Raw genomic sequence first — 21,493 nt, 5'->3', positions numbered from 1 at the left:
TTAACCAACCAGTTTCTTGAGTACCGATGTGAAGATGCCGAGACCGTCCGTGCCTCCACGGACCTCGACCTCCCCGCGCGCCGAGGAGTCGGGTCCGAAGCCCGCCTCCACTGCGTGCTCGGGGTGGGGCATGAGCCCGACGACGTTGCCCGCGGCGTTCGAGATGCCGGCGATGTCGCGGCGCGAGCCGTTGGGGTTGCCGTCGACGTAGCGGAAGACCACACGGCCCTCGCCCTCGAGTTCGTCGAGCGTGTAGTTGTCCGCGACGAACTGGCCGTCCTGGTTCTTGAGCGGGATGACGAGTTCCTCACCCTGCGCGTATTCCGACGTCCAGAACGTGTCCGCGTTCTCGACCCGCAGGCGCTGGTCGCGGCAGATGAAGTGGAGATCGTTGTTCTTGATCATCGAGCCGGGCAGGAGGTGCGCCTCGGTGAGGACCTGGAAACCGTTGCAGATGCCGAGCACGGGAAGGGCGTCGGCCCCGCCGGATGCTGCTGCGGTGATCTGCTCCATGAGTGGGGCGAAGCGGGAGATGGCGCCTGCCCGGAGATAGTCCCCGTAGGAGAACCCACCGGGGATGATGACGGCGTCGACGTCCTGCAGGCTGTGGTCACCGTGCCACAGGTGGATCGCGCTGCCGCCGGCGAGGCGGACAGCGCGGACGGCGTCGCGATCGTCGAGCGAGCCGGGGAACGTGACGACGCCGACCTTCACGCCGTTGAGCGGGCTGTCCTCGTTGTTCGAGGCGACCGGCTGCGGGCCGCCGATGAGGGGCGTCCCGATATTGGAGGTGGTCACTGTGCGTCCTCCTCGAGAACCTCCACGCGCGTGACATCCTCGATGACGGGGTTGGACAGCAACGTGGCGGCGGCGTGGCGGGCCTGCTCGAGGATCTCCTCGGTGACGTCACCGTCCACGGTCAACTCGAAGCGCTTGCCCTGGCGGACACCGGCGAAGCCGGTGAGGCCGATCCGGGGGAGGGCTCCGGCGATCGCCTTACCCTGCGGGTCGAGGATCTCGGGCTTGGGCATGACGTCGACAACAATCCGGGACATCCGGCAACTCCTGTGCGTGAGCGGCAAGTGCTGGGGATTCCAGCATTAAATGCAGTAGCCCGGAAGTGCCGTCTCACGCCGCATCTGGGTTGACACCGGCGCTCCGCGAGCTTGCCCTACAAGTCTACCGGGGATTCGCCGGGTGCCCGTCCGCCCCGGACGCCTCCACGGAAGACAGAAGACGGATCTCCCACTCCCGACGGGCGGGTAGGGCCGAATCCGCCCGGACGGTGCGCGGCGCGCGGTCAGGCGCTACAGCGCCCCAGGGGCCCCGAGGATGTCCCGGACCCTGTTCCATCGTGAGATCTCGCAGCCATCCGTCAGGGCGAAGGAGGCGAGGATCGACGTTCCGTCCAGCATGCCGGTGATGCTGGCGGTCTGGGGGCCTCCGTACTGCTGGGTGCAGATGATGTCCTTGTTGGGGCGGGCCGTGAAGAACTCCGCGCCGAGCCGGGCGAGGGCGGCGCAGGCGGCCTCGGCGCCGGGGAGCGTCGAGGCGGGACCAGGCGCGCCGTTCACGCATTCGAGGACATACTGCACGGGTTCCGCGGACGCGTCCTGCTGGAGGGAGATGGTCAGCAGAGCGGTGGTGCCCGAGGCGGCGGGAGGTACCGTCGGCACCGCGCTTCCGTCCGGCATCGGCGTCGAGGCTCCGGGTGTCCCGGAGGCTTCGGGCGCCCCGGGTGTCCCGAAGGGATCGGGGGAGGACTGCACGGCGGTCTCCTGCTCTGTCGGTTCGGCTGCTGGCCCGCCGCATGCGGAGAGGGCGAGCGGCAGTGCGGCGAGGACGAACGCGAGCCGCACGGCCCCTCGGCGTGGCCGGGCTGCTCGGTTCAGGACAAGCGTCGTCATGGTGGTCCCCCTCGCCTGCCAGCGTACTGGCTGGTGAAGGCTCAACGAGGGACGACGGCGGAGCGTCCCGGTCCGGACCGTCGACGCCGCGTATCGTCACGGCCTGCCGAGGGTCGGGGATTGGGGATCGGGGATGGGGGCGGCGTCGGGGCCCGGCGAGGACCGGCGCCGTCACGGCCCGCCGAGGGCCCTCTCGAGGTGGTCCAGCAGTCGCGCCCGGAGCGCCTGTGATTCCTCGGCGAAGCCGCGCTGCAGGCGGACGTACTCGGCCTTGCCCTCGGCCGTCTCGATGGCGATGGGCGCGTACCCCCAGTCCGCGAGGTCGTACGGCGATGCCCTCATGTCCATCGTGCGGATCCGCCACGAGAGCTCGAAGCAGTCCATCACCAGTTCGCTCGGCAGGAGGGGAGTGAGCTTGTAGGCCCACTTGTAGAGATCCATGTTGGCGTGCAGGCAGCCCGGCTGTTCGAGGTCCCGCTGCGTCTCCCGCGTGGGTGCATGCTCATTGAGGGGCACGGCTTCCGGCGCGTAGAAACGGAAGGCGTCGAAGTGGGTGCACCGGATGCGGGACTGCTCGACGACGTCGTCCGTGCCCGCGGTACCCAACCGGAGCCGGAGGTATTCGTGCCGCACTCCGTGCACTGCCGACCGGTAGGCCATGGCCCACTCGTGTAGCCCGAAACAGCCGAACTGCGCCGGCCGTGCCGCTGTCCGGGCGAGGATCAGCCGGGCGAAGTCGACCGACTCGCGCCGTTCCGCCGCGAACCTGCGCACATCCACCCGGACGCCGTCGTCGTCTGCCGTGTAGTACTTCCAGGTGGCACGTCCGGCCGCCGCCGCTCCCGCCAGCACCACACCGGCTCCCGGATGCCAGCGCAGCAGCTGGCCCGGCTTCTGGTTGTAGTAGGTGAAGAGGAAGTCCTCGACGGGATGCCTGGTGCCGCGGGACCGGCGGTCGAGATAGGGGTCGGCGAAGCGGGCGGCACGTTCCTGGTGCCGCCGTTCACGATCCTGCCAGTCGACCGCCTGCAGGCGGGGCAGGAGGACGTCGGACATCCTTCCATTATCACCGCGAGTTGAATCGGTAAATACTGCGCGGAAATTGTGCCCGGCGTACACGCATTCGGGCCGACTCCATGAGTTGCCTCGGGTAAGTTTGAAGTCGCCGTGGCGTCTGTGGGCATCGTCACAGATCGGTCCCATTCGGGAGACCGCGGTATCGGGGGAACGGCCGTGGCCGGACCGCACTTCATGAAAGGTCTCACTGTCCTATGACACGACGGAGAAAAGACGGACGGGGAAGCGGCGCCGTACGCGCTGCCGCGGCAATCGTCCTGGGTCTGCCGCTACTGGTGGCCTCGACGGCAGTGGTACCTGCTGCCTTCGCAGCTCCAGCCCCGGCCGGTTCGGTGACGCCGCAGAAGGCGCCTGCCACGGAGCTGGACCCCGCGGAGTATCCGGCCGGCAAGTACATCGTGGTGCTCGCCGACAAGCCGGTGGCAACCTACGAGGGCGGCGTCCAGGGCATCGCGCCGACCAAACCCGAGCAGGGCCGCAAGCTCGACGCCGCAGCCGACAACGTGAAGAAGTACTCGGAGTTCCTCGAGACCAAGCAGCAGGAGGTCGCCGCCGAGGAGAACGTCGAGATCAAGCGCACCTACACGGCGGCGCTCAACGGTTTCGCCGCGGACCTCAGCACCGACCAGGCCGTGCAACTCGCCAAGAGCGATGAGGTCCTCCTCGTCGCACCCGACGTCGAGCACGCCCCGGACTACTCGAGCATCGACTTCCTCGGCCTGAACGGCGACCAGGGGACCTGGGAGACCCAGTTCGGCGGTCAGGCGAACGCGGGCGCCGGAACGGTCGTCGGCGTGATCGACACCGGGTACGCCCCGGACAACCCCTTCCTCGCCGGTGATCCCGTGGCGCCGCTGAGCGCCACCGCCAAGCCCGAGGTGGGCAAGCCCTACCTCAACGCCGCGGGCAGGATCGCGATGCTCAAGTCCGACGGCACCACCTTCGTGGGCGAGTGCCAGGTGGGCGAGGACTTCGACGGCACGCTCTGCAACTCGAAGGTCCTCTCGGCCCGCTACTTCGCCGACGCCTTCCTCGACAGCGTGCCCGAAGCCGACCGCGCACCCCAGGAAGTCCTCTCCCCGGTGGACATCGACAACCACGGCACGCACACCGCGAGCACCGCTGCGGGTAACCAGGGCGTGACCCAGGCGGTCGACGGCCGGGACTTCGGCGTCTCCTCCGGCGTCGCTCCTGCCGCCAAGGTCTCCGTCTACAAGGTCTGCTGGGAGGACACCGATCCCGATACGGGCGGCTGCTACAACTCCGCAGCGATCGCGGCCATCAACCAGGCTGTCCTCGACGGCGTCGACGTCCTCAACTTCTCGATCTCGGGCAGCGCGACGACGACGACGGACCCCGTGTCCCTCGCCTTCCTCTCGGCGACCTCCGCAGGCATTTTCGTCGCAGCCTCGGCCGGCAACTCGGGCCCCACCGTGAGCACCGTGAACCACGGGGCTCCCTGGATGACGACGGTGGCCGCCAGCACGTTCAGCTACGAACTGCAGGGCACCGCAGAGTTCTCCGACGGCACCAAGTACCGAGGGGCCTCGATCATGCGTACCGGTGTGCCGGCCAGTCCGGTCGTTCTCGCCGCCGACGCTGCCGCAGCAGGCGCGGTGAACCCGAACCTCTGCGGTCCCAACACGCTCGATCCCGCGAAGGTCGCCGGCAGGATCGTGGTCTGCGATCGCGGCGTCGTCGCCCGTACCGACAAGAGCGCCGAGGTCGCACGCGGCGGTGGCGTCGGCATGATCCTGGTGAACCTCGTCGATTCCTCGACGGACACGGACCAGCACGCAGTGCCCACCGTGCATGTCAACGCTCCTGAAGCCCTCGAGCTCAAGGCGAAGGTCGCCGCCAACCCGGCACTCACCGTTGCCCTGCAGCCCACGGACACCACGGGCAAGCCCCTGCCTCCTGCACCCCAGGTCGCAGGTTTCTCCTCGCGCGGCCCGCTGCTCGCGACCGGCTCCGACCTCCTGAAGCCTGACGTCACGGCTCCCGGTGTCGCAGTCCTTGCAGGCGTCTCGACGGTCGGCTCGAACGGTGCGCAGTTCGGCTTCATGTCCGGGACGTCGATGGCGTCGCCGCATGTCGCCGGTCTCGCGGCCCTTGTCCTCGGCAAGAACCCCGCCTGGTCCCCGGCAACCGTGAAGTCCGCCATGATGACCACGGCCTACCCGCTGAAGACCGCCACCGGGGGCGTCGAGACGGACGTCCTCGCCGTGGGCGCGGGCCACATCGACCCGGCCACCGTCCTCAGCCCGGGACTGGTCTACGACCAGGACGTCGACGACTACCTGCGCTTCATCGAAGGTACGGGTGTCGCTCTCGGTATCGAGGGCATCGAGCCCGTCGAGGCGAAGAACACCAACGTGCCGTCCTTCGCACTCGGCAACCTGACCGGACGCACCGAGGTGACCCGTACGGTCACCGCGATCACGCCGGGTATCTACCGCGCCACTGCGAACGTGCCCGGAGTGGCGGTCACGGTCACGCCGTCGATCCTGAATTTCAGCGCACCGGGAGAGACCCGCACCTTCAAGGTCACCTTCGAGAACCAGGGTGCTCCGTTCGGTCAGTTCGCCGCCGGCTCTCTGTCCTGGTCAGGCCAGGGCAAGAACGTCACCTCCCCGGTGGCCGTTCGCCCGCAGGCCGTCAACGCCCCCGCCGAGGTGGCCTTCGAGTCGGCGGGTCGCGATGGCAGCGGCTCCTTCGACATCACCTCGGGAACGAACAGCCCGATCCAGATGACGCTGGAGGGCCTCTCGAAGGCTGACTCGACGGCGATCAGCCTGGTGCCCGGTGGTGTGACCAACGGCAACAACGCCTCGAACGCCGTCAAGGACGTGACTGTCCGAAAAGGCACGTCCGTGGCGAGGTTCTCCGTCCTGTCGGATGATCCGACGGCAGATTTCGACATGGCCCTCATCACCCCTGCAGGTACCGTCACCCAGGTGGCGACTGCCGACGCGAGTGAGACGATCACGATCGAGGATCCGGCACCGGGCAAGTACCGCATCATCGCCAATCTCTACGCCAGCACCGACAACCGGCCTACGTCCGGCACGATCGACGCTGCCATCCTCGCCGGCGACGCGAAGAACGCGACGCTCACCCCGAACCCGCTCGTCCTGGCGAACGGCAGCACGGGGGCGGTCACCCTCAACTGGACCGGACTCAAGCCCGGGTCCTATGTGGGCCGCGTGTCCTACACAGGGTCGTCGGCCGTCACCTACGTGACGGTCGTCGTCGATGGGAAGGACAAAGCCAAGGCAAAGGCCGAGCTTCCCGCCGTCGATCCGGCGGACAAGCTCCTGACGGGTCCCCGCGAAGCGGTGACCCCGACCGGGGACAAGTAGCAGCATCCGACCGAAGAACGCGAAAGGCCGGTGGATCGATGATCCACCGGCCTTTCGCGTTCCCTGGAGGGGAGGTCAGCGCCCCGTGCCCGCGTAGACGGTCGCCGTGGTGTCGCCGTCAAGCTCGAAGGCTGCGTGCACGGCGCGGACCGCGGTGTCGAGGAGGTCGGCCCCCGTCACCACGGAGATGCGGATCTCCGAGGTCGAGATCATGTCGATGTTCACGCCGGCGTCGGACAGGGCCCGGAAGAAGCGGTAGGAGACGCCAGGGTTCGACCGCATGCCGGCGCCGATCAGGGAGAGCTTGCCGATGGTCTCGTTGTACTCGACGCTCTCGAAGCCGACACGGTCCTGCGCCTCGCCGAGCGCGGCGAGGGCCTCGGCGCCGTCGACGATCGGCAGGGTGAAGGAGATGTCCGTGCGTCCCGAACCGTGCGTCGAGACGTTCTGGACGATCATGTCGATGTTCGTGTTGGTTCCCGCGACGATGCCGAAGATCTCTGCGGCCTTCCCGGGGATGTCGGGCACGCCGACGACGGTGACCTTCGCTTCGGAGCGGTCGTGTGCGACACCGGAGATGATGGGCTGTTCCAAGGGTTCTCCCTCTTGAATCTTGATCTGGTCGTCGGGGCTGGGCAGGACCCATGTGCCCTCGTTATGGCTGAAGGAGGAGCGGACGTGGAGGGGGACCCCGAAGCGCCGCGCATACTCGACGCAGCGCAGGTGCAGGATCTTGGCACCCGATGCGGCCATCTCCAGCATCTCCTCGCTCGAGATGGTGTCGATCTTCTGCGCCGACGGGACGACCCGGGGGTCGGCCGTATAGACGCCGTCCACGTCGGTGTAGATCTCGCAGACGTCGGCGTCGAGTGCAGCCGCGAGCGCGACGGCGGTCGTGTCGGAGCCGCCCCGCCCGAGGGTCGTGATGTCGTTGCTGTCCCGGCTCATGCCCTGGAATCCGGCGACGATGGCGATGTCGCCCTTTTCAATGGCGGTCCGGATGCGGTGTGGTGAGACGTCGATGATGCGTGCCTTGCCGTGGATGGCATCGGTGATCATGCCGGCCTGGCTGCCGGTGAAGGACTGCGCCGACGCTCCGATGCCGTGGATGGCCATGGCGAGCAGGGCCATCGAGATGCGCTCGCCCGCGCTGAGGAGCATGTCCATCTCGCGGGCATCGGACGACGCCGGACTCACCTGGGCTGCGAGGTCCAGCAGTTCGTCGGTACTGTCGCCCATCGCGGAGACGACGACCACCACCTGGTGGCCGGCGGTCTGCGTGTCGACGACGCGCTGCGCCACGCGCTTGATGCCCTCGGCGTCGGCGACCGACGATCCGCCGAATTTCTGGACTATGAGGCTCATGCACTCGCTCACTGGTGAAGGACGGCGGCGGTGGGCCCGCCGTGCTGGACGTTGACGGGCGGCACGACGCCTCGGGAGCGTGGAACCGGGCCCGTGCCAGTGTAGCGGCGCGGCAATTGCCCGCCCAAAGTCTGGGTCCGAATAAGAACAGCGTCCCCTGCGCGAATACCTCGTCCTCCGCCGGGTCCAGGCGGGCTATTGTCGCATACCCTCATACCATGACCGACGAATCCGGGGGAATAGTTGTCGAGGGAGTTTCGCGCCGCTTCGGTTCCGTGCAAGCCATCCGCGGCATCGATTTCGCAGCCCCGCCCGGGGAAGTGACCGCCCTGATCGGTCCCAACGGCTCCGGCAAGACCACTCTGCTGCTGATTCTGGCGAGCCTCCTGGCTCCCGATCTCGGCACCGTGCGCGTGGCAGGATTCGACCCCGTCACCCAGCCCGGGGAGGTGAGGAGCCGGGTCGGGTGGATGCCGGACACCCTCGGCGTGTGGGAGTCCCTCACGGCGCTCGAGGTGCTGACAACGCTCGGTGCGCTGTACGGGATGGGCGCGGCCGAGCGCACGCGCCGGGCCGACGAACTGCTGGTCGCCGTCGAGCTCACCGAATTCGCCCACCAGCCGGCGCGGGTCCTCTCGCGCGGACAGCAGCAACGGCTCAGCCTGGCCCGGTCCCTGATCCACAACCCCCAGGTCCTGCTGCTGGACGAACCCGCGTCCGGGCTCGACCCCGGATCCCGCGTGGAACTGCGGTCACTCCTGCGGTCCCTCGCCGCCGGGGGTAAGACCATCGTCGTATCGAGCCACGTCCTGTCCGAACTTGACGAGATCGCGGACCGCGCCGTCTTCGTCAACCGGGGGGAGTCGGTCAAGAGCCAGACGCTCGACGAAGCGGGCACCCAGGTGCGCCGCTACTACATCCAGGCGCAGCCGATGGCGGCGCTCGCCGCCGCACTCCAGAGCTTCGGGGTGCGCTTCGAGGTGCGTGGGGACTCCCGGCGCGAGGAGTTCCTCGTCCAGCTGGGCAGCACCGCCGAGGCGGCCTGGCTGCTGCGCACCCTGGTGATGGGCGACGTCGTCGTCACCGCCTTCGCGCCCGCCGGCGGCGCGCTCGAGGAGACCTACATGAGCCTGGATACGGATCGACGATGAGCACCGCGACCGAACCGTCCACCCCGCACCCCGTCCGCGCGGCCACCACACTGCCCTTCTGGTCGGCGACCCGCACCGTCTTCTCCCTCGAGATGAGGCAGCGCCTGCGCGGGAGGGGCTGGTACTGGATGCTGGGCACCTGGTTCGTGGTGATCGGCTTCATCTTCGTGCTCGGAACGTCCCTCCTAGGAACCACCGACAACGAGGGCGGTATCCTCTTCGACCTCGTCGTCGGGTTCGTCCTGCTCTTCGGCCTCCTCGTGGCCCCGGGACTGTCGGCGAACGCCGTCAACGGCGACCGCGCCGGCGGTACGCTGGCCATCCTGCAGGTCACCCTCGTCAGTCCGTTCCAACTCCTGGCCGGCAAGTGGCTCGCGTCCTGGGTGGGCTCGCTGGCCTTCCTCCTGCTCAGTAGCCCCTTCATCTTCTGGGCCCTGGCGCTCGGTGGGGTCGACGCGCAGGAAGCCCTCGTCTCCCTCCTGATGCTCGCGGTCGAACTGGGAGTCGTCTGCGCGATCGGCGTCGGTGTTTCCGCGATCGCCAGCCGCCCCCTGTTCTCGATCGTCAGCACCTACATGCTGGTGGCACTGCTGGCCATCGGCACGGTCATCGTCTTCGGGCTGAGCACCACCCTCGTCATGGAGGAGCGGACCATGACGACCTCCTACTACACCTACTCGAAGAGCAGCATCGACGCCAAAGGCATGCCCGAGGCGGGCTCCGAGATGGAATGCGTCCGCCAGACCAGCCAGGTGGAGGTCCCGCGGACGGAATACATCGCCTGGCTGCTCGCCGCGAACCCGTTCGTGGTGGTCGCCGACGCCGTGCCCTACGGCGAGATGCCGGAGGGACCCGGTCTGGAACCGCTCGCGGGGGATGACTCCTACTACATCCCGGGCGTCATGGAGACCATCAGCCAGGGTGTGCGGGCGGCGCAGGCCGGACCCGATCTGGACCAGACCTGCGAGGAGTTCGCGCAGTCCATGCGGCGGCTGCCCCAGGAGGCGCCCATCTGGCCCCTCGGGCTCGGGATCCAGCTGGTGCTCGCGGCCGGGCTGCTGATGGTCGCCCGGCGCAGGCTCACGATGCCGGCGAAGCGCCTCGCGCAGGGGACGCGCATCGCCTAGCTCCTCCTGATCGTCCTCAGCTGCCCTTGCGATCCGTGAGACGGCGTGGGCAGGGCTCGATCAGGACATGGCGCGACGACCCTCGAAGGCCCGGCCGAGGGTCACCTCGTCGGCGTACTCGAGGTCTCCGCCCACGGGGAGGCCGGAGGCGAGTCGGGTGACCGGGATGCCGATGGTCTTGAGCATCCGTACCAGGTAGGTGGCCGTCGCTTCGCCCTCCAGGTTGGGGTCCGTGGCGATGATGATCTCCTGGATCTGCTCGTCGGAGAGCCGGGCGAGCAGTTCCCGGATGCGCAGCTGGTCCGGGCCCACTCCGGCGATCGGATTGATGGCGCCTCCGAGGACGTGGTACCTGCCGCGGAAGGATCGCGTGCGCTCGACGGCGATCACGTCCTTGGATTCCTCGACGACGCAGATCATGGTCGGGTCGCGGCGCGGGTCGCGGCAGATGGCGCACTGCTCCTGCTCCGCCACGTTCCCGCAGATGGTGCAGAACTTGACGCGTTCCTTGACCGTGGTGATGGCCGTGACAAGGCGCTTCATGTCATCCCCGTCCGCTTCCAGGATATGGAACGCGAGGCGCTGGGCCGACTTCGGTCCCACGCCGGGAAGGCGTCCGAGCTCATCGATCAGCTCCTGCACTGCGCCTTCGTACACGGTGTTTCCTCTTCTACTCTCAGGTGATGGTGCCGGCGATACCGCCGGGCGCCCTACTTCTCCGGCGCGGTGGCAGGGAGTGTCCCTTCCATTGTCCGCCCTGCCGAGCCGCGGATGAGTCGCCGCGCAGCGCCGCGCTTACGCCTTCAGCGTTGCCCGCCCGGCTGCCCGTCGGCAGGGAGGTCATTGGCCGTCGAGGCTGCGTTCCTCGATCAGGCGCCCATTGAGGATGCGCTCGATCGCCTTGCGGCCGACCAGCCCGGACTCCTCGATGGTCTCGTCATCAGCGCTGGGTTCGTCCTCGACGAAACGGAGGTCGGCGGTTCCCCTGGCGGCAGCCGCCTCCTCAGCCCTTTTCCGTTCGGCCTCATCGAGCAGCTGCTGGTAGCGGCTGACGGGCTTCTGCCGGATGTTCTCGGCCGACACGGGGCGATCCGGCGCAAGTACGCCGGGCCCGGCAGGTGCCGGGCTGCCGGAACGGGGGCCGGTTGCGCTCCCCTGACCGGCAGGAGCCACCGGCGATCCGCTCCCGCCGACGCCGACTGTCGGACCTGTCGGGGACGGAACCGTGCCGGCCTCCGGAGCCGAGGGCGCCGACTCGATGGAGGGGCTCCACACCACCGACCGGGAGGCCGCAGGCTCAGGAACCTGCGGTAGGCCCGCAGGTCCGGGAGTCCCGGGCGCGGCAGTATGTGCGGGAGGGCGTGCGGGGGCGGGTGCTGACCTCGGTGCGGACGTTCGTTCAGGCGTTCGTTCAGGCGTGACGGAGGGGCCGGCCGTTACGCCGGCGGAGGGTTCTGGCACCTGCGCACCGGAGCGCCGCGTTGCCCACGCTGTCGGAACGGCTGCACCACTCCGAGCAGGTGCCGGACCGTCGGACGGAAGGACTGCTGTCCCCTGCGCGCCCGCACTCCGGGGCTCGTAGGGATCCTCCGGGACTGCATTCCAGCCGGGCCCCGGATCGAAGGCCTCTTCCGGCGGCTCGACGAGCGCCCAGGAGTCATCCGACATGGACGGGTCCCAGGCGCTGACCGCTTCGGTGGTCGGGTCGCTGGTTGCAGGTCCTCCGCCGGCACTACGGGATTTTCCGGTGGCCGGCGCTGCAGGACGGGATTCCTGCAGTCCGCGCTCGCCGGACGGACCGCCCGAGGGGTCCGACGTCAGCGTAGGTGCTCCTGCCGGGTGGCTGCCGGTGCGCGACGGCTGTGAGGGGCTCGGCGTGCGGGCAGGGACCAGGGCATCGGACCCGAAGGAACCGGGCGTGCCGGCAGGTGCCTGGCCCTCGGGCCCGGTGGCACGTGATGCAGCGCTGACGGGCGTTCGGCCAGGCCCGGGTATGGCTGATGCCGGCAGGGCGGAGGCGTCGGTGTCCCCGGCGGGGTTGCCCACCGGCTCCCGGACGCCGCTTACGGGCGCAGCGGGGCCGGCCGGTCGGCCGGCGTCGACGCCGAGGGGTACTGCGGAACCACCGGGCTGACGGCCGGGTTGGCTCTCGGATCGGGTGTCGGATTGTGCGCGGGGCCGAGGGTCCGGTTGTGCGCCGGGGTTACTCCCGGGGGCAGCCGTAGGGCTTGGCTGACCTGCAGGACCTCGGCCTTCCGGATGCTGCAGGGAACCGGCGCCGAGGGGCACGGCGGAACCGGCGGAGGCCGTCGACGAGCCCCCTCGGAGTGCCGAGGGCGCGGAGGAATCCGGGCCCGGGGTGCTACCCGGAGCCGTCTGGCCGGCCGGTACTTTTGGGCCCGACTCACCCGCCCCGCCGGCGTCGTGGACCGCCTCGATGGAACAGGTGAGACCGAGGACCTTGTGAATAGCCTGCTTCAGGTTGTCCATGTGGGGCCCGCGCTGGAACCCGATGGCATTGCCCTGATTGGCAAAGGCCAGGACCAGCTGATTGCCCTCGAACGATCGCGGCTTCGCTGCGACGTTGACGATGAGCCAGGTGGCCCGCTTGATCCGGGCGACCTCGTCCATGATCTCCGGCCATGCACGACGAACCATCTCGACGTTGCCCCCGGAAGCAGCAGGCCGGCCTTGCTGGGCCGCGTCGGGTCGACGGACCTCCTGCTGCTGCTGCCCCTGGCCTCCCTGCAAGGGTTCCTGCTGCGGAGCGTCGTCCTGGTCCGGTCGTCGGACCGCTGCGGGCACACCGGGCTGCTGCCCCTGCGCCGCCGGCTGGTGCACCGCCGGCTGCCGCTGCTGAGGCGTGGAGGGCGGACCCGATGTGACCTGCACGGCCGGTGGCCCCTGCTCGCCGAACGGAGCCGTGGGCCCGGGACCGGACGATTCCTGCGGGCGCTCCTGCGAGCGCTCCGTCGCAGGAGCGTCCGCTACCGGCGGGGTCTGCCCGGCGGGACTCGCCGGGCCGGCTGCTGCCGGCTGGCCGGACGGTTGCCCAGACGGTTGCGCCGGCTGCGACGGCGCGGGATCGGAGAACGCCGAATCCGTGGAGACGCCCCAGCTGCCGCCCCAATCGGGGGACGAATCCCGGACCGGTGTGCCGGACGAGGGCTGGGCGCCGGAGGCGGCCGGTGCCGCGGGGGAGGGGACGCCGGGCACAGCGGCCGGAACCGCCGGGGCTTCGGTTGCTGGTTCCGCGGCGGGAAGCGACCAGCGGGCGGCGGCTTCCTCGGCGGTGCGGGGTACGCCGTCGAGCCGGGTGCGTGCCGGTGGCTTCGGTGCGTCGTCCACCTCGGCCACCGGAGCGGCCACCGGAGTGCCGGCAGCGTACTCGAGGCGTCGCTCGATGCGGTCCACCCGGGCGAGGGTGCCGCGCGCGGTGGCGTCAGCCGCGGGCAGCAGGAGCCTAGCGCACAGCAGTTCGAGGTGCAGGCGCGGCGAGGTGGCCCCCGTCATCTCGGTGAGCGCGGTGTTGGTGACGTCGGCCGCCCGGGACAGTTCGCCGGCGCCGAGCTGGTTGGCCTGGGTGCGCATGCGGTTGAGCTGGTCGTTGGGCACGCCGCGGAGGATGGACGCGGCGCCTTCCGGCACGGCGTTGATGACGATCAGGTCCCGGAACCGTTCGAGGAGGTCCTCGACGAAGCGGCGGGGATCATGGCCCGTCTGGATGACGCGGTCGACGGCGTTGAAGACGGTCGCGGCATCGCCGGCGGCCACCGAGTCGACGACGTCGTCGAGGAGCGTCGCGTGGGTGTAGCCGAGGAGTGAGACGGCGAGTTCGTAGTCCAGCCCGTTCTCGCCGGCCCCGGCCATCAGCTGGTCGAGGACCGAGAGGGAGTCGCGGACCGAGCCGCCCCCGGCCCGGATCACGAGCGAGAGTACGCCGGGCGCCACCGGTACGTTCTCCTGGTGGCAGAGCAGCTCGAGGTACGCCAGAAGCGGCTCCGGCGGGACCAGCCGGAAGGGGTAGTGGTGCGTGCGCGAGCGGATGGTGCCGATGACCTTGTCCGGCTCCGTGGTCGCGAAGATGAAGAGGATGTGCTCGGGCGGCTCCTCCACGATCTTCAGCAGCGCATTGAAGCCGGCCGACGTGACCATGTGCGCCTCGTCGATGATGAAGATCTTGAAGCGGTCACGCACCGGGGCGAAGGTCGCGCGTTCGCGGAGGTCGCGGGCGTCGTCGACACCACCGTGGCTGGCGGCGTCGATCTCGATGACGTCGAGGCTGCCCGATCCGTTGCGCGCCAGTTCGACGCAACTGTCGCAGGTGCCGCACGGCGTGGAGGTGGGGCCCTGGGCGCAGTTGAGGCACCGGGCGAGGATGCGGGCGGAGGTCGTCTTGCCGCAGCCACGCGGGCCGGAGAACAGGTAGGCGTGGTTGATGCGGTCCTTGTCGATGGCCGCCATCAGGGGTTCGGTGACATGCTCCTGGCCGATGACGTCCGCGAAGGTCTCGGGACGGTAGCGGCGGTAAAGGGCTGTACTCACGAAGAAACCTTATCGGTTGGTACTGACGGTTTGCATGCCGGTGCAGGCGCCGGAGGGAACAGGGCTGAGGGGTCCACGACCCACGGATCGCGGGGCATCCGGCCGGGATCGAACATGGCCAGGGCTGCTTCGAGCGACCCGCCGGGAAGCGCGAGGGAGGCCAGGACGACGTCCAACACCGCAGGCGGCGTCCAGCCCAGCCGGGCAAGGTCCTCCAGTGTCACAGCGCCGTCCCGTTTTGCCAAGCGGCGCCCGTCCTGCGAGACCGCGAGGGGAACGTGGGCATAGACGGGGACCGGCAGGCCGAGCAGCGAGGCGAGGTAGGCCTGCCGCGGGGCGGAATCGAGCAGGTCGTCCCCCCGCACCACCTGGTCGATGCCCTGCACGGCGTCGTCGACGACGACCGCGAGGTTGTAGGCGACGACGCCGTCGTTCCTCCGGAGCACGAAGTCGTCGACCGGTGCGGAGACGCGGCCTGCCAGCAGGTCCTGCACGGTCCATGACCCGACGCCGGACTTCAGGCGCAGTGCCGGACGTCGCTGCACGCGCAGCAGGACGCGTTCGGTCTCACTCAGGCGGCGGCAGGTGCCCGGGTAGAAGCCCGGCCGGACGTGGGGCGCGCTTGCCGCTTCGGCAACGTCCCGGCGCGTGCAGAAGCATTCGTAGACCAGGCCGCGGTGAAGGAGGTCGTCGAGGGCCTGAGCGTAGCGGTGGCCCTGCTCGCTCTGGCGGATGACGGGTGCGTCGGAGCGGATCCCCAGCGCGGCGAGTTCGGCCAGCTGGTCGGCCTCGGCTCCGGCGCGGACGCGGTCCAGGTCCTCGACGCGGACCAGGAAGTCCCGGCCCGTGGAGCGGGCGAACAGCCAGGCGAGGACGGCGGTGCGGAGGTTCCCGATATGGAGTTGCCCCGACGGGCTGGGAGCGAACCGGCCGGCGCCCTGGTGTGCCACCTTCCAACCTCCCGCTGCGCATGTCCTTAAAGTGAAGACCCCCCATGCACCTGCCAGAGCCCGCTTACCCTTGCTACCTTCCGGTCCTGGGGGAGTTCACAGGATGACACCACATGAGGGGCCGGGAAATAGTCTACACAGTCGGATGGGTCGCTTTCGAATCGGCGCGAACCGCTCCGAAAGGGCACGATTCGGCAGTATCCGGTTGTATGGGTATTCTGGTATCTGCTCCAAATGAGGAGGATTCGCCTAGCGGCCTATGGCGCACGCCTGGAACGCGTGTTGGGTTAACGCCCTCGGGGGTTCAAATCCCCCATCCTCCGCCTTGTTGCTACAAACAGCAGGACCCCGGCTCCGGCCGGGGTCCTGCTGTTTAAGCCGATGCCACCCCGGACGCGCCGCCGGCCGTCGCACTTGTCACACGGCGGATGCGGCGCTTCGCCGCCGCCTCGGCAGGGCCCTCCGGTCCGAGGCCCAGCCGGATCATCCCGAGTACAAGCCGCACCGCTGTCCGGAGGGGCAGGGCGACCGGTCCGAGCGACGGCACCCTCAGGCCGAGCATTTCGCGGTGCCTCGGCTCGAGCGTCGCCACCGCGCCGGCGAACAGCACCTGGTACCCGAGGCGCTGGGACCACGGAAGCGGCGGGCGCCGGATGTAGGTAAGTGCCTCCCGCACCTGGTCGCTGGTGGTGAGCTCTCCATCGAACGCCGCGAGCTGGGACCGCAGCTCGGCCTCGGACCGCGGGGGGTCCTCCAGCCCCATCAGCTCCCCGGCCTGCGCCCATTCGGCCACGTACTGGTCCACTCCACCCGGGATCGGTCCGCCGTACGTGGCATGGGCGGCCACGAACGCATCGGTGAACGCGAGGTGCACCCAGCGGACGAGGTCGGGGTCGGCCGCGGAATACGGTGTCTCCGCACCCCGGTTGTCGACGTAGGTGCCGTGCACCCTCGTGTGGAGCCGCTGCACGAAGGCCGAGCCCTCCTGCGCCGCGACCCTGGAGCCGTACGTCACCGTGAAGATCCAGCGGATGGTGTTGGCGAGCCGGCCGAGCGGCTCCTCCCGGAAGCTCGAGTGGGCATGCACCCCGGCCATGGCGCCGGGATGCAGGGCCTGGAGCAGCAGGGCACGGATGCCGGCGACCGTCGGCGTCATGGAGCTGTGCACCGTCCAGACGGCCGATCCGACCGGGAAGTAGCCGGCATCGTCGCCCTTCTCGAACTCGAACTGCCACTGCGGGATGGCGGGATCGCCGTCCGTGAAGGTGGTCCGGAGCTGTGTCTTCCACGTGCCGATGATTCCCATGCGTGACCCATCCTGTTCATGACCTGCGGCCGGTCAGGCGCCCTGCGCTCGCGGCCGCCGTTCCTTCCAACGCATCCCCGCGCCGATTTGCTCCGCAACGGTCCGCTCCGTCAGCATTCGCCCCGCGCTCCAGCCATCCGCGATACGGTGCGGTACGAAGCAGGAGCACACCGACCTCCCAGGAGTAGCCATGTCCTCGTCCGACCTGTACGGCATCGACCTCACCATGAACGACGGCAGCCGGAAGTCCTTCGGCGATTTTCGCGGCAGCCCGGTCCTGGTGGTGAACGTGGCGTCGAAATGCGGGTTCACCCCTCAGTACGCCGGCCTCGAGGAGTTGTACGGCAGGTTCGCCGAGGATGGGCTGGTGGTCCTCGGGATGCCCTGCAACCAGTTCCTGGGCCAGGAACCGGGGAACGACGACGAGATCGCCACCTTCTGCTCGACGACGTTCGGCGTGACGTTCCCGCTCCTGGCCAAGGGCGATGTGCGGGGCAAGGATCAGCACCCGCTGTACCGGCAGCTCACCACGTTCAAGAACGGGGCCCTGCCCGGGCTCGTGAAGTGGAACTTCGAGAAGTTCCTCGTCAGCCGCAACGGCGAGATCGTGGCGCGCTTCGCCCCGAATGTGGAGCCGGATGCGCCCGAGGTCGTCGCCGCGATCGAGTACGCCCTGGCACGCGCCGCTGCCTGAGCCTTTCAGGCGCTCCGCGTGGAGGAGCGGGACTCAGCCCAGCAAGGCGACGCAGCGCGCGAGGAAGGCGGCCCCTGCCTCCTCGTGGATGAGCGAGCCCTCCGTGAGAATCTCGTAGGGTTTCGCGGGCACGCCGTCCGCGGGTCGCACGTCGACGTGCGCGACGTCGAAGCCCTGCCCGTGCAGGTAGTCGGCCATCGCGTAGTCCGTGCGGGAGTCGCCGACGGTGTGCCAGGTGCGGGGGATGTCCAGAAGGGGTGCGACGAGCGTCAGCGCGCGCTCGGCCCCCAGGTCCTTGCCCACGCGCACGGACTCGATGTCCGTGGAGATGATGGTCGGGTCCACCCGGTAGGCGATGTCCCCGTTGCTGTCCGGCTCCTCGCGGTCCAGCCGGCGAGCACCCATGTCGTGGCTGTGCAGAATGTCGAGGGCGTCGTCATCGAACGAGCGCTGGGCCGCGAGGTAGTCGGCGTTGGTCGCATCGAGCGACTGCTCCACCGACACCATGGAGAGCTTCGTCTCGTCGAAGAACATGAGGTCCGCGTACTTCTCCTCCACGAGGTCCCGTACGTCGTCGGCGAAGCTCCTCGGAAGTGCGAGCTCACGGTCGACGAAGACCTCTCCGGCCCCGTCGGCCGTGAAGGAGAACCAGGTGGCGCCCTTCTCGCAGACCGCATGGAAGGTGATCCCGGCCGGAATGCCCGTGGCCAGCATCGGCCGCATCACCTGCTCGCGGATGAAGGAGTCGGAGCGCCCCGTGTTGAACACGACGGGCCAGCCGGCGGCGGCGAGCGTGAGCAGGTCGGCGATGATCCCGGCCGGGACCGTCCGGGTGACCGGGCTGGCCACGGGCCCGTCGACGTCGAGCAGGAGTCCCTGGACGGGATTCCCCCTTTGGGCGGCGGGAGCGGCGGGGGCGTCGGGCAACAGGTCGATGGGGGCGTCCGTAGGCATGATCCCATTATGTTCCGGAGGTGCGCCCTCCACCCATTCGAGCCGGTCAGGCGGTGGTTACTGCGCGCGTCATGTACGAGCTGTGCGGATCTTCCGTGGAGGAGCCCGATAACGCAGGCTGAGACGGTGAGCGGATGGGCTGCGGGTCACCGGGCCGGCAGGTCGCCTCTTGTTCATCAGTGCACCAGCGAGTGTTCATTAGGGCGCCAGCGCACGGCGTGGCTAGCTTGAGACCTACGCCTATCGTGGAGGCCCGCTGTGAATGAACTCCCAGAACTGCCCGATCCCCCATACCGGACTGATGTGCACCTCGCTGTGGCAGGTAGAGCCGCCGGCCGCCGCCAGGAGTGGTTTCCCACTCCGCCGCGGCCCCATCAGGGGCGCGGGGGACACGACGAGGTAGCGGAACCGGCGATGCGGCGCGCTGCGCCGGGACCCGCCATCGGCCCGAGCCAGATGAGCCCCGAAGATTTTTTCCCCTCGAGCCTGCGGATGCTCAGTGCGATCGAGCTGGCGGTCTTGCACAGCAGGGCGCAACGAGCCGTAGATGCGGCAACGGATCACGGAACACTGGACCAGGAAATCGCCTTCCGTCTCGAGGAACTCCGTGAGGAACTGGACCTGCGGGATGCTGAGCATGCGCACCAGCATTTGTGGGTGGATGCAGGCAGCGGCAGGAGCCGTGTGGCGCAATCCGGGCGCGGTCAGCTGGTCGCGGCGATACACCGTGTCGCCGCCAAGGCAATCCTTCTGGCGATCGTCTCGGTCGACCGCCCGGGAGTTCGAAAGCATCCTCCGCGGAGGCCCCGGAGGCCCCGCGGTTTCAGCACGCCCTGATGGTCGGGGAGGTCACTTCCTGGTTGCGTCGTCGGCCGAGCCGGATTTCACCAGCCGGCGAAGGCCACCCTGGGGAGGTACTGGAACCGGCACGGGCCAGCGGGGCCCCAGGTCATCACCGAGTGTCACGCCCTGGAGCTTCCTGTGGACGAGGGGTACTACCCAGTCATTGATCCAGCGCCGCTGTGCCTGCTCCCATTGCACCAGGGTTCGCGACTGAGGGGGCTGCCAGTCCAGCAGGGTCATGGAGTGCCCCACACCCAGGATGTCGAGGACCTTGGATGCCAGGTACTTGTGGCCGGCCTTGGACATGTGGAGGCGGTCCGGGGCCCACAGGCGCCGGTCCCGGTATGCCTCGAAGCTCCAATAATCCACCAGGACGGCGTCGTACTGGTGGGCAATGCGGCGGACGCCGTCGTTGTACAGATGGTTCCGTCTCCGGAAGATCCGTAGCGCTGGGGTGACGTCGACGTCGTACCCCGTGAAAAGGAGCAGCGTGGCTCCGGTCGTCGTGAGGCCGGCGACCAACTCCTCATATTGCTGGAGCACCTCGGTGATGTTCGTCCGAGCGTCGAGAATGTCGTTTCCGCCGGCATAGAGCGTGATCAGGGTGGGCTCCATGGCCAAAGCCGGGTCGAGTTGCTCGGCCACGATCTGCCGCAGGCGCTTACTGCGGACCGCGAGGTTCGCGTATTCCCATCCGGGTCGGTTCTTGGCCAGCTTCTCCGCCACACGGTCGGCCCAGCCTCGCACGCCGTTGGGGAGATGCTTGTTCGGATCTCCCACGCCTTCGGTGAAGGAATCTCCCAGCGCCACGTACCGGCCGGCCGGCAATGTCATCTTCGTATCAGACTGCAGCGTTGGCGCTTACGGTTCCTGCCACGCCGTTGTTGCCGATTCCGCGTCCGATTCCCCGGTACTGCCATCCCGCGGCTTGCCAGATGTCGGCCGGAAGAGCATTCCGCCCGTCCAGAATCGCCGTGCGGGATACTACTGACGCCGCGTCGGCGGGGCTGAGCGAACAGAACTCCGGCCATTCGGTCAGCAGAAGCGTGAGCTCGGCGCCGCGCAGCGCCTGGAGGGTGTCTGCCTCGAAGCGCAACTGCGGGTAGTTCAACCACGTGTTTCGTATGGCCTGCGGGTCGGTGATGGTCACTTCAGCGCCTGATGCTGCCAGCCGAAGCGCGATGTCGATGGACGGCGAATCCCGGGCGTCGTCGGTGTGCGGTTTGAACGCCGCGCCGAGGACGGTGATCCGGCGCGCTGACAGGTCACCACCGCACATGTGCCTTGCCAGGTCGTGAATCCGTCGTCGAGCTTCGGTATTCATGTCATCCACGAGGCCAAGCAGCGTCGCCAAGGAGTGTGCGTCGGCGTCCTGTGCCTGCGCGCGAAGTGACCGGACGTCCTTGGGGAGGCAGCCGCCGCCGAATCCGGCCCCCGCGCCCAGGTATCGTCCACCGATGCGGGGATCGAGGCCGAGCGTCTCGGCCAGTGCCGAGACGTCAGCGTCAACTCTGTCGCAGAGCTCGGCGATGCCGTTCATGTAGGAAAGCTTCAGGGCCAGGAAGGCATTCGCCGCCGATTTGGCCAGCTCCGCCGTCGTGAAGCCGGTGACCAGGCGGGGGACGCCCTGTTTGAGGAGCGGCGCGTAGACCTCGTCCAGAACCGCGGACACCCTGACCCCGGCGTCCCCGTCCGCCACCCCGTACACAAGCCGGTCCGGTTGCAGGGAATCGTCGACGGCGGTGCCTTGGCGGAGGAATTCGGGGTTCCAGGCCAGTTGGGCTCCGGTGCCGGCCAGCAGTCGGAGGAGCACCGCACTCGTGCCCGCCGGTACGGTGGATTTACCGACGACGACGGATCCCTCGTGGAGGTGTTCGGTCAACGCATCGACGGCGGAAACGACGTGGGTCAGGTCCGCATGATGGGTGGTTTTCTGCTGCGGCGTACCGACGCAGAGGAAGTGGACTTCACAGTCGGCTACGTCGGCGAAGGAGGAGGTGAATTCGAGGGTGCCAGCCTTCCGGCCGGCGTCGAGCAGCCGCGCGAGTCCGGGCTCGAAGAACGGCACGCCGCCGCGGGACAGCTGATGGATTTTTGCCTCATCCGTGTCGACAGCGGTGACGACATGGCCCAGTGAGGACAGGGCGGCCGCGTGCACGGTTCCGAGATAGCCGCAACCGATCACAGATATTTTCATGGGGTTCCTTCCGGG

16 protein-coding genes, 1 tRNA gene, 1 other RNA gene and 1 pseudogene are annotated in these 21,493 nt (G+C 68.7%); 5 read left to right on the top strand and 14 right to left on the bottom strand.

Features of this window, described 5'->3' with window-relative positions:
• The 4 genes from purQ to ACX80H_RS13810 all read right to left on the bottom strand — a co-directional run bounded on the left by purQ (nucleotide 1) and on the right by ACX80H_RS13810 (nucleotide 2,963).
• Nucleotides 1-798: a phosphoribosylformylglycinamidine synthase subunit PurQ gene (gene purQ, locus ACX80H_RS13825; protein WP_459313945.1), complete on the bottom strand. Its 798-nt coding sequence runs from the start codon at nucleotides 796-798 to the stop codon at nucleotides 1-3.
• A complete protein-coding gene (gene purS, locus ACX80H_RS13820) occupies nucleotides 795-1,055 on the bottom strand; it encodes a phosphoribosylformylglycinamidine synthase subunit PurS (RefSeq protein ID WP_087072828.1) in 261 nt (86 codons plus the stop codon). Before purS ends, purQ begins: the two co-directional genes overlap by 4 nt.
• A 252-nt stretch (nucleotides 1,056-1,307) precedes the next feature.
• Nucleotides 1,308-1,907 carry an SSI family serine proteinase inhibitor gene (locus tag ACX80H_RS13815; protein WP_459313942.1) on the bottom strand — a complete coding sequence of 200 codons (600 nt, stop codon included), beginning with the start codon at nucleotides 1,905-1,907 and terminating at the stop codon, nucleotides 1,308-1,310.
• A gap of 171 nt (nucleotides 1,908-2,078) precedes the next feature.
• On the bottom strand, nucleotides 2,079-2,963 hold the full coding sequence (locus tag ACX80H_RS13810; RefSeq protein WP_459313941.1) for a 3-methyladenine DNA glycosylase: 885 nt from the start codon (nucleotides 2,961-2,963) through the stop codon (nucleotides 2,079-2,081).
• Between the two features lie 215 nt (nucleotides 2,964-3,178).
• Here ACX80H_RS13810 and ACX80H_RS13805 point away from each other — a divergent pair, with 215 nt between their 5' ends.
• A complete protein-coding gene (locus ACX80H_RS13805) occupies nucleotides 3,179-6,346 on the top strand; it encodes a S8 family peptidase (protein WP_459313939.1) in 3,168 nt (1,055 codons plus the stop codon).
• Between the two features lie 75 nt (nucleotides 6,347-6,421).
• Here the strand turns inward: ACX80H_RS13805 and ACX80H_RS13800 are convergent, their stop codons facing one another.
• Complete coding sequence (locus ACX80H_RS13800) at nucleotides 6,422-7,711, bottom strand: aspartate kinase (RefSeq protein WP_459313937.1); 1,290 nt, start codon at nucleotides 7,709-7,711, stop codon at nucleotides 6,422-6,424.
• A 218-nt stretch (nucleotides 7,712-7,929) separates the two neighbouring features.
• On the opposite strand from ACX80H_RS13800, the gene ACX80H_RS13795 reads away from it, so the two are divergent.
• Both ACX80H_RS13795 and ACX80H_RS13790 read left to right on the top strand, forming a co-directional pair.
• Nucleotides 7,930-8,862, top strand: a complete 933-nt coding sequence (locus ACX80H_RS13795) for an ABC transporter ATP-binding protein (RefSeq protein WP_459313935.1) — start codon at nucleotides 7,930-7,932, stop codon at nucleotides 8,860-8,862.
• Nucleotides 8,859-9,989, top strand: a complete 1,131-nt coding sequence (locus ACX80H_RS13790; RefSeq protein ID WP_459313933.1) for an ABC transporter permease — start codon at nucleotides 8,859-8,861, stop codon at nucleotides 9,987-9,989. Before ACX80H_RS13795 ends, ACX80H_RS13790 begins: the two co-directional genes overlap by 4 nt.
• A 60-nt stretch (nucleotides 9,990-10,049) precedes the next feature.
• Here ACX80H_RS13790 and recR read toward each other — a convergent pair whose 3' ends face one another.
• The 4 genes from recR to ffs all read right to left on the bottom strand — a co-directional run bounded on the left by recR (nucleotide 10,050) and on the right by ffs (nucleotide 15,610).
• On the bottom strand, nucleotides 10,050-10,646 hold the full coding sequence (gene recR / locus ACX80H_RS13785; protein ID WP_301224038.1) for a recombination mediator RecR: 597 nt from the start codon (nucleotides 10,644-10,646) through the stop codon (nucleotides 10,050-10,052).
• A gap of 183 nt (nucleotides 10,647-10,829) precedes the next feature.
• Nucleotides 10,830-14,534: a DNA polymerase III subunit gamma and tau gene (locus ACX80H_RS13780; RefSeq protein ID WP_459313930.1), complete on the bottom strand. Its 3,705-nt coding sequence runs from the start codon at nucleotides 14,532-14,534 to the stop codon at nucleotides 10,830-10,832.
• Nucleotides 14,531-15,484 carry a tRNA glutamyl-Q(34) synthetase GluQRS gene (gluQRS, locus tag ACX80H_RS13775; protein ID WP_459313929.1) on the bottom strand — a complete coding sequence of 318 codons (954 nt, stop codon included), beginning with the start codon at nucleotides 15,482-15,484 and terminating at the stop codon, nucleotides 14,531-14,533. Before gluQRS ends, ACX80H_RS13780 begins: the two co-directional genes overlap by 4 nt.
• 30 nt (nucleotides 15,485-15,514) lie before the next feature.
• An RNA gene (gene ffs, locus ACX80H_RS13770) (signal recognition particle sRNA small type) lies at nucleotides 15,515-15,610 on the bottom strand.
• A 112-nt stretch (nucleotides 15,611-15,722) separates the two neighbouring features.
• On the opposite strand from ffs, the gene ACX80H_RS13765 reads away from it, so the two are divergent.
• A tRNA-Ser gene (locus ACX80H_RS13765) sits at nucleotides 15,723-15,807 on the top strand.
• Between the two features lie 50 nt (nucleotides 15,808-15,857).
• Here the strand turns inward: ACX80H_RS13765 and ACX80H_RS13760 are convergent.
• The gene (locus ACX80H_RS13760; RefSeq protein WP_459313928.1) at nucleotides 15,858-16,790 is read right to left on the bottom strand and encodes an oxygenase MpaB family protein; all 933 of its coding nucleotides are present in this window, start codon (nucleotides 16,788-16,790) and stop codon (nucleotides 15,858-15,860) included.
• Between the two features lie 190 nt (nucleotides 16,791-16,980).
• On the opposite strand from ACX80H_RS13760, the gene ACX80H_RS13755 reads away from it, so the two are divergent.
• A complete protein-coding gene (locus ACX80H_RS13755) occupies nucleotides 16,981-17,484 on the top strand; it encodes a glutathione peroxidase (protein WP_459313927.1) in 504 nt (167 codons plus the stop codon).
• A 33-nt stretch (nucleotides 17,485-17,517) separates the two neighbouring features.
• On the opposite strand, the gene ACX80H_RS13750 is transcribed toward ACX80H_RS13755, so the two are convergent.
• The 4 genes and pseudogenes from ACX80H_RS13750 to ACX80H_RS13735 form a co-directional block, all read right to left on the bottom strand.
• Nucleotides 17,518-18,438, bottom strand: a complete 921-nt coding sequence (locus ACX80H_RS13750) for a Cof-type HAD-IIB family hydrolase (protein ID WP_459313926.1) — start codon at nucleotides 18,436-18,438, stop codon at nucleotides 17,518-17,520.
• Between the two features lie 240 nt (nucleotides 18,439-18,678).
• Nucleotides 18,679-19,230 carry a hypothetical protein gene (locus ACX80H_RS13745; protein WP_459313925.1) on the bottom strand — a complete coding sequence of 184 codons (552 nt, stop codon included), beginning with the start codon at nucleotides 19,228-19,230 and terminating at the stop codon, nucleotides 18,679-18,681.
• A gap of 57 nt (nucleotides 19,231-19,287) precedes the next feature.
• Complete coding sequence (locus ACX80H_RS13740; RefSeq protein WP_459313924.1) at nucleotides 19,288-20,115, bottom strand: SGNH/GDSL hydrolase family protein; 828 nt, start codon at nucleotides 20,113-20,115, stop codon at nucleotides 19,288-19,290.
• A gap of 7 nt (nucleotides 20,116-20,122) precedes the next feature.
• Nucleotides 20,123-21,481, bottom strand: a pseudogene (locus tag ACX80H_RS13735) (UDP-glucose dehydrogenase family protein); the annotation flags it as partial.
• Nucleotides 21,482-21,493 lie beyond the last annotated feature (12 nt).

This window comes from Arthrobacter pasteuri, assembly GCF_054510955.1.
This window is presented reverse-complemented; position numbering and strand designations above follow the sequence as displayed.

Bases quoted from the DNA above. Each gene is read 5' to 3' on its own strand.
- ACX80H_RS13810 (WP_459313941.1), bottom strand. From the start codon at position 2,963: ATGTCCGACGTCCTCCTGCCCCGCCTGCAGGCGGTCGACTGGCAGGAT.
- ACX80H_RS13795 (WP_459313935.1), top strand. From the start codon at position 7,930: ATGACCGACGAATCCGGGGGAATAGTTGTCGAGGGAGTTTCGCGCCGC.
- ACX80H_RS13815 (WP_459313942.1), bottom strand. From the start codon at position 1,907: ATGACGACGCTTGTCCTGAACCGAGCAGCCCGGCCACGCCGAGGGGCC.
- ACX80H_RS13805 (WP_459313939.1), top strand. From the start codon at position 3,179: ATGACACGACGGAGAAAAGACGGACGGGGAAGCGGCGCCGTACGCGCT.
- ACX80H_RS13745 (WP_459313925.1), bottom strand. From the start codon at position 19,230: ATGCTTTCGAACTCCCGGGCGGTCGACCGAGACGATCGCCAGAAGGAT.
- ACX80H_RS13740 (WP_459313924.1), bottom strand. From the start codon at position 20,115: ATGACATTGCCGGCCGGCCGGTACGTGGCGCTGGGAGATTCCTTCACC.
- ACX80H_RS13800 (WP_459313937.1), bottom strand. From the start codon at position 7,711: ATGAGCCTCATAGTCCAGAAATTCGGCGGATCGTCGGTCGCCGACGCC.
- ACX80H_RS13760 (WP_459313928.1), bottom strand. From the start codon at position 16,790: ATGGGAATCATCGGCACGTGGAAGACACAGCTCCGGACCACCTTCACG.
- ACX80H_RS13790 (WP_459313933.1), top strand. From the start codon at position 8,859: ATGAGCACCGCGACCGAACCGTCCACCCCGCACCCCGTCCGCGCGGCC.
- purS (WP_087072828.1), bottom strand. From the start codon at position 1,055: ATGTCCCGGATTGTTGTCGACGTCATGCCCAAGCCCGAGATCCTCGAC.
- ACX80H_RS13750 (WP_459313926.1), bottom strand. From the start codon at position 18,438: ATGCCTACGGACGCCCCCATCGACCTGTTGCCCGACGCCCCCGCCGCT.
- ACX80H_RS13755 (WP_459313927.1), top strand. From the start codon at position 16,981: ATGTCCTCGTCCGACCTGTACGGCATCGACCTCACCATGAACGACGGC.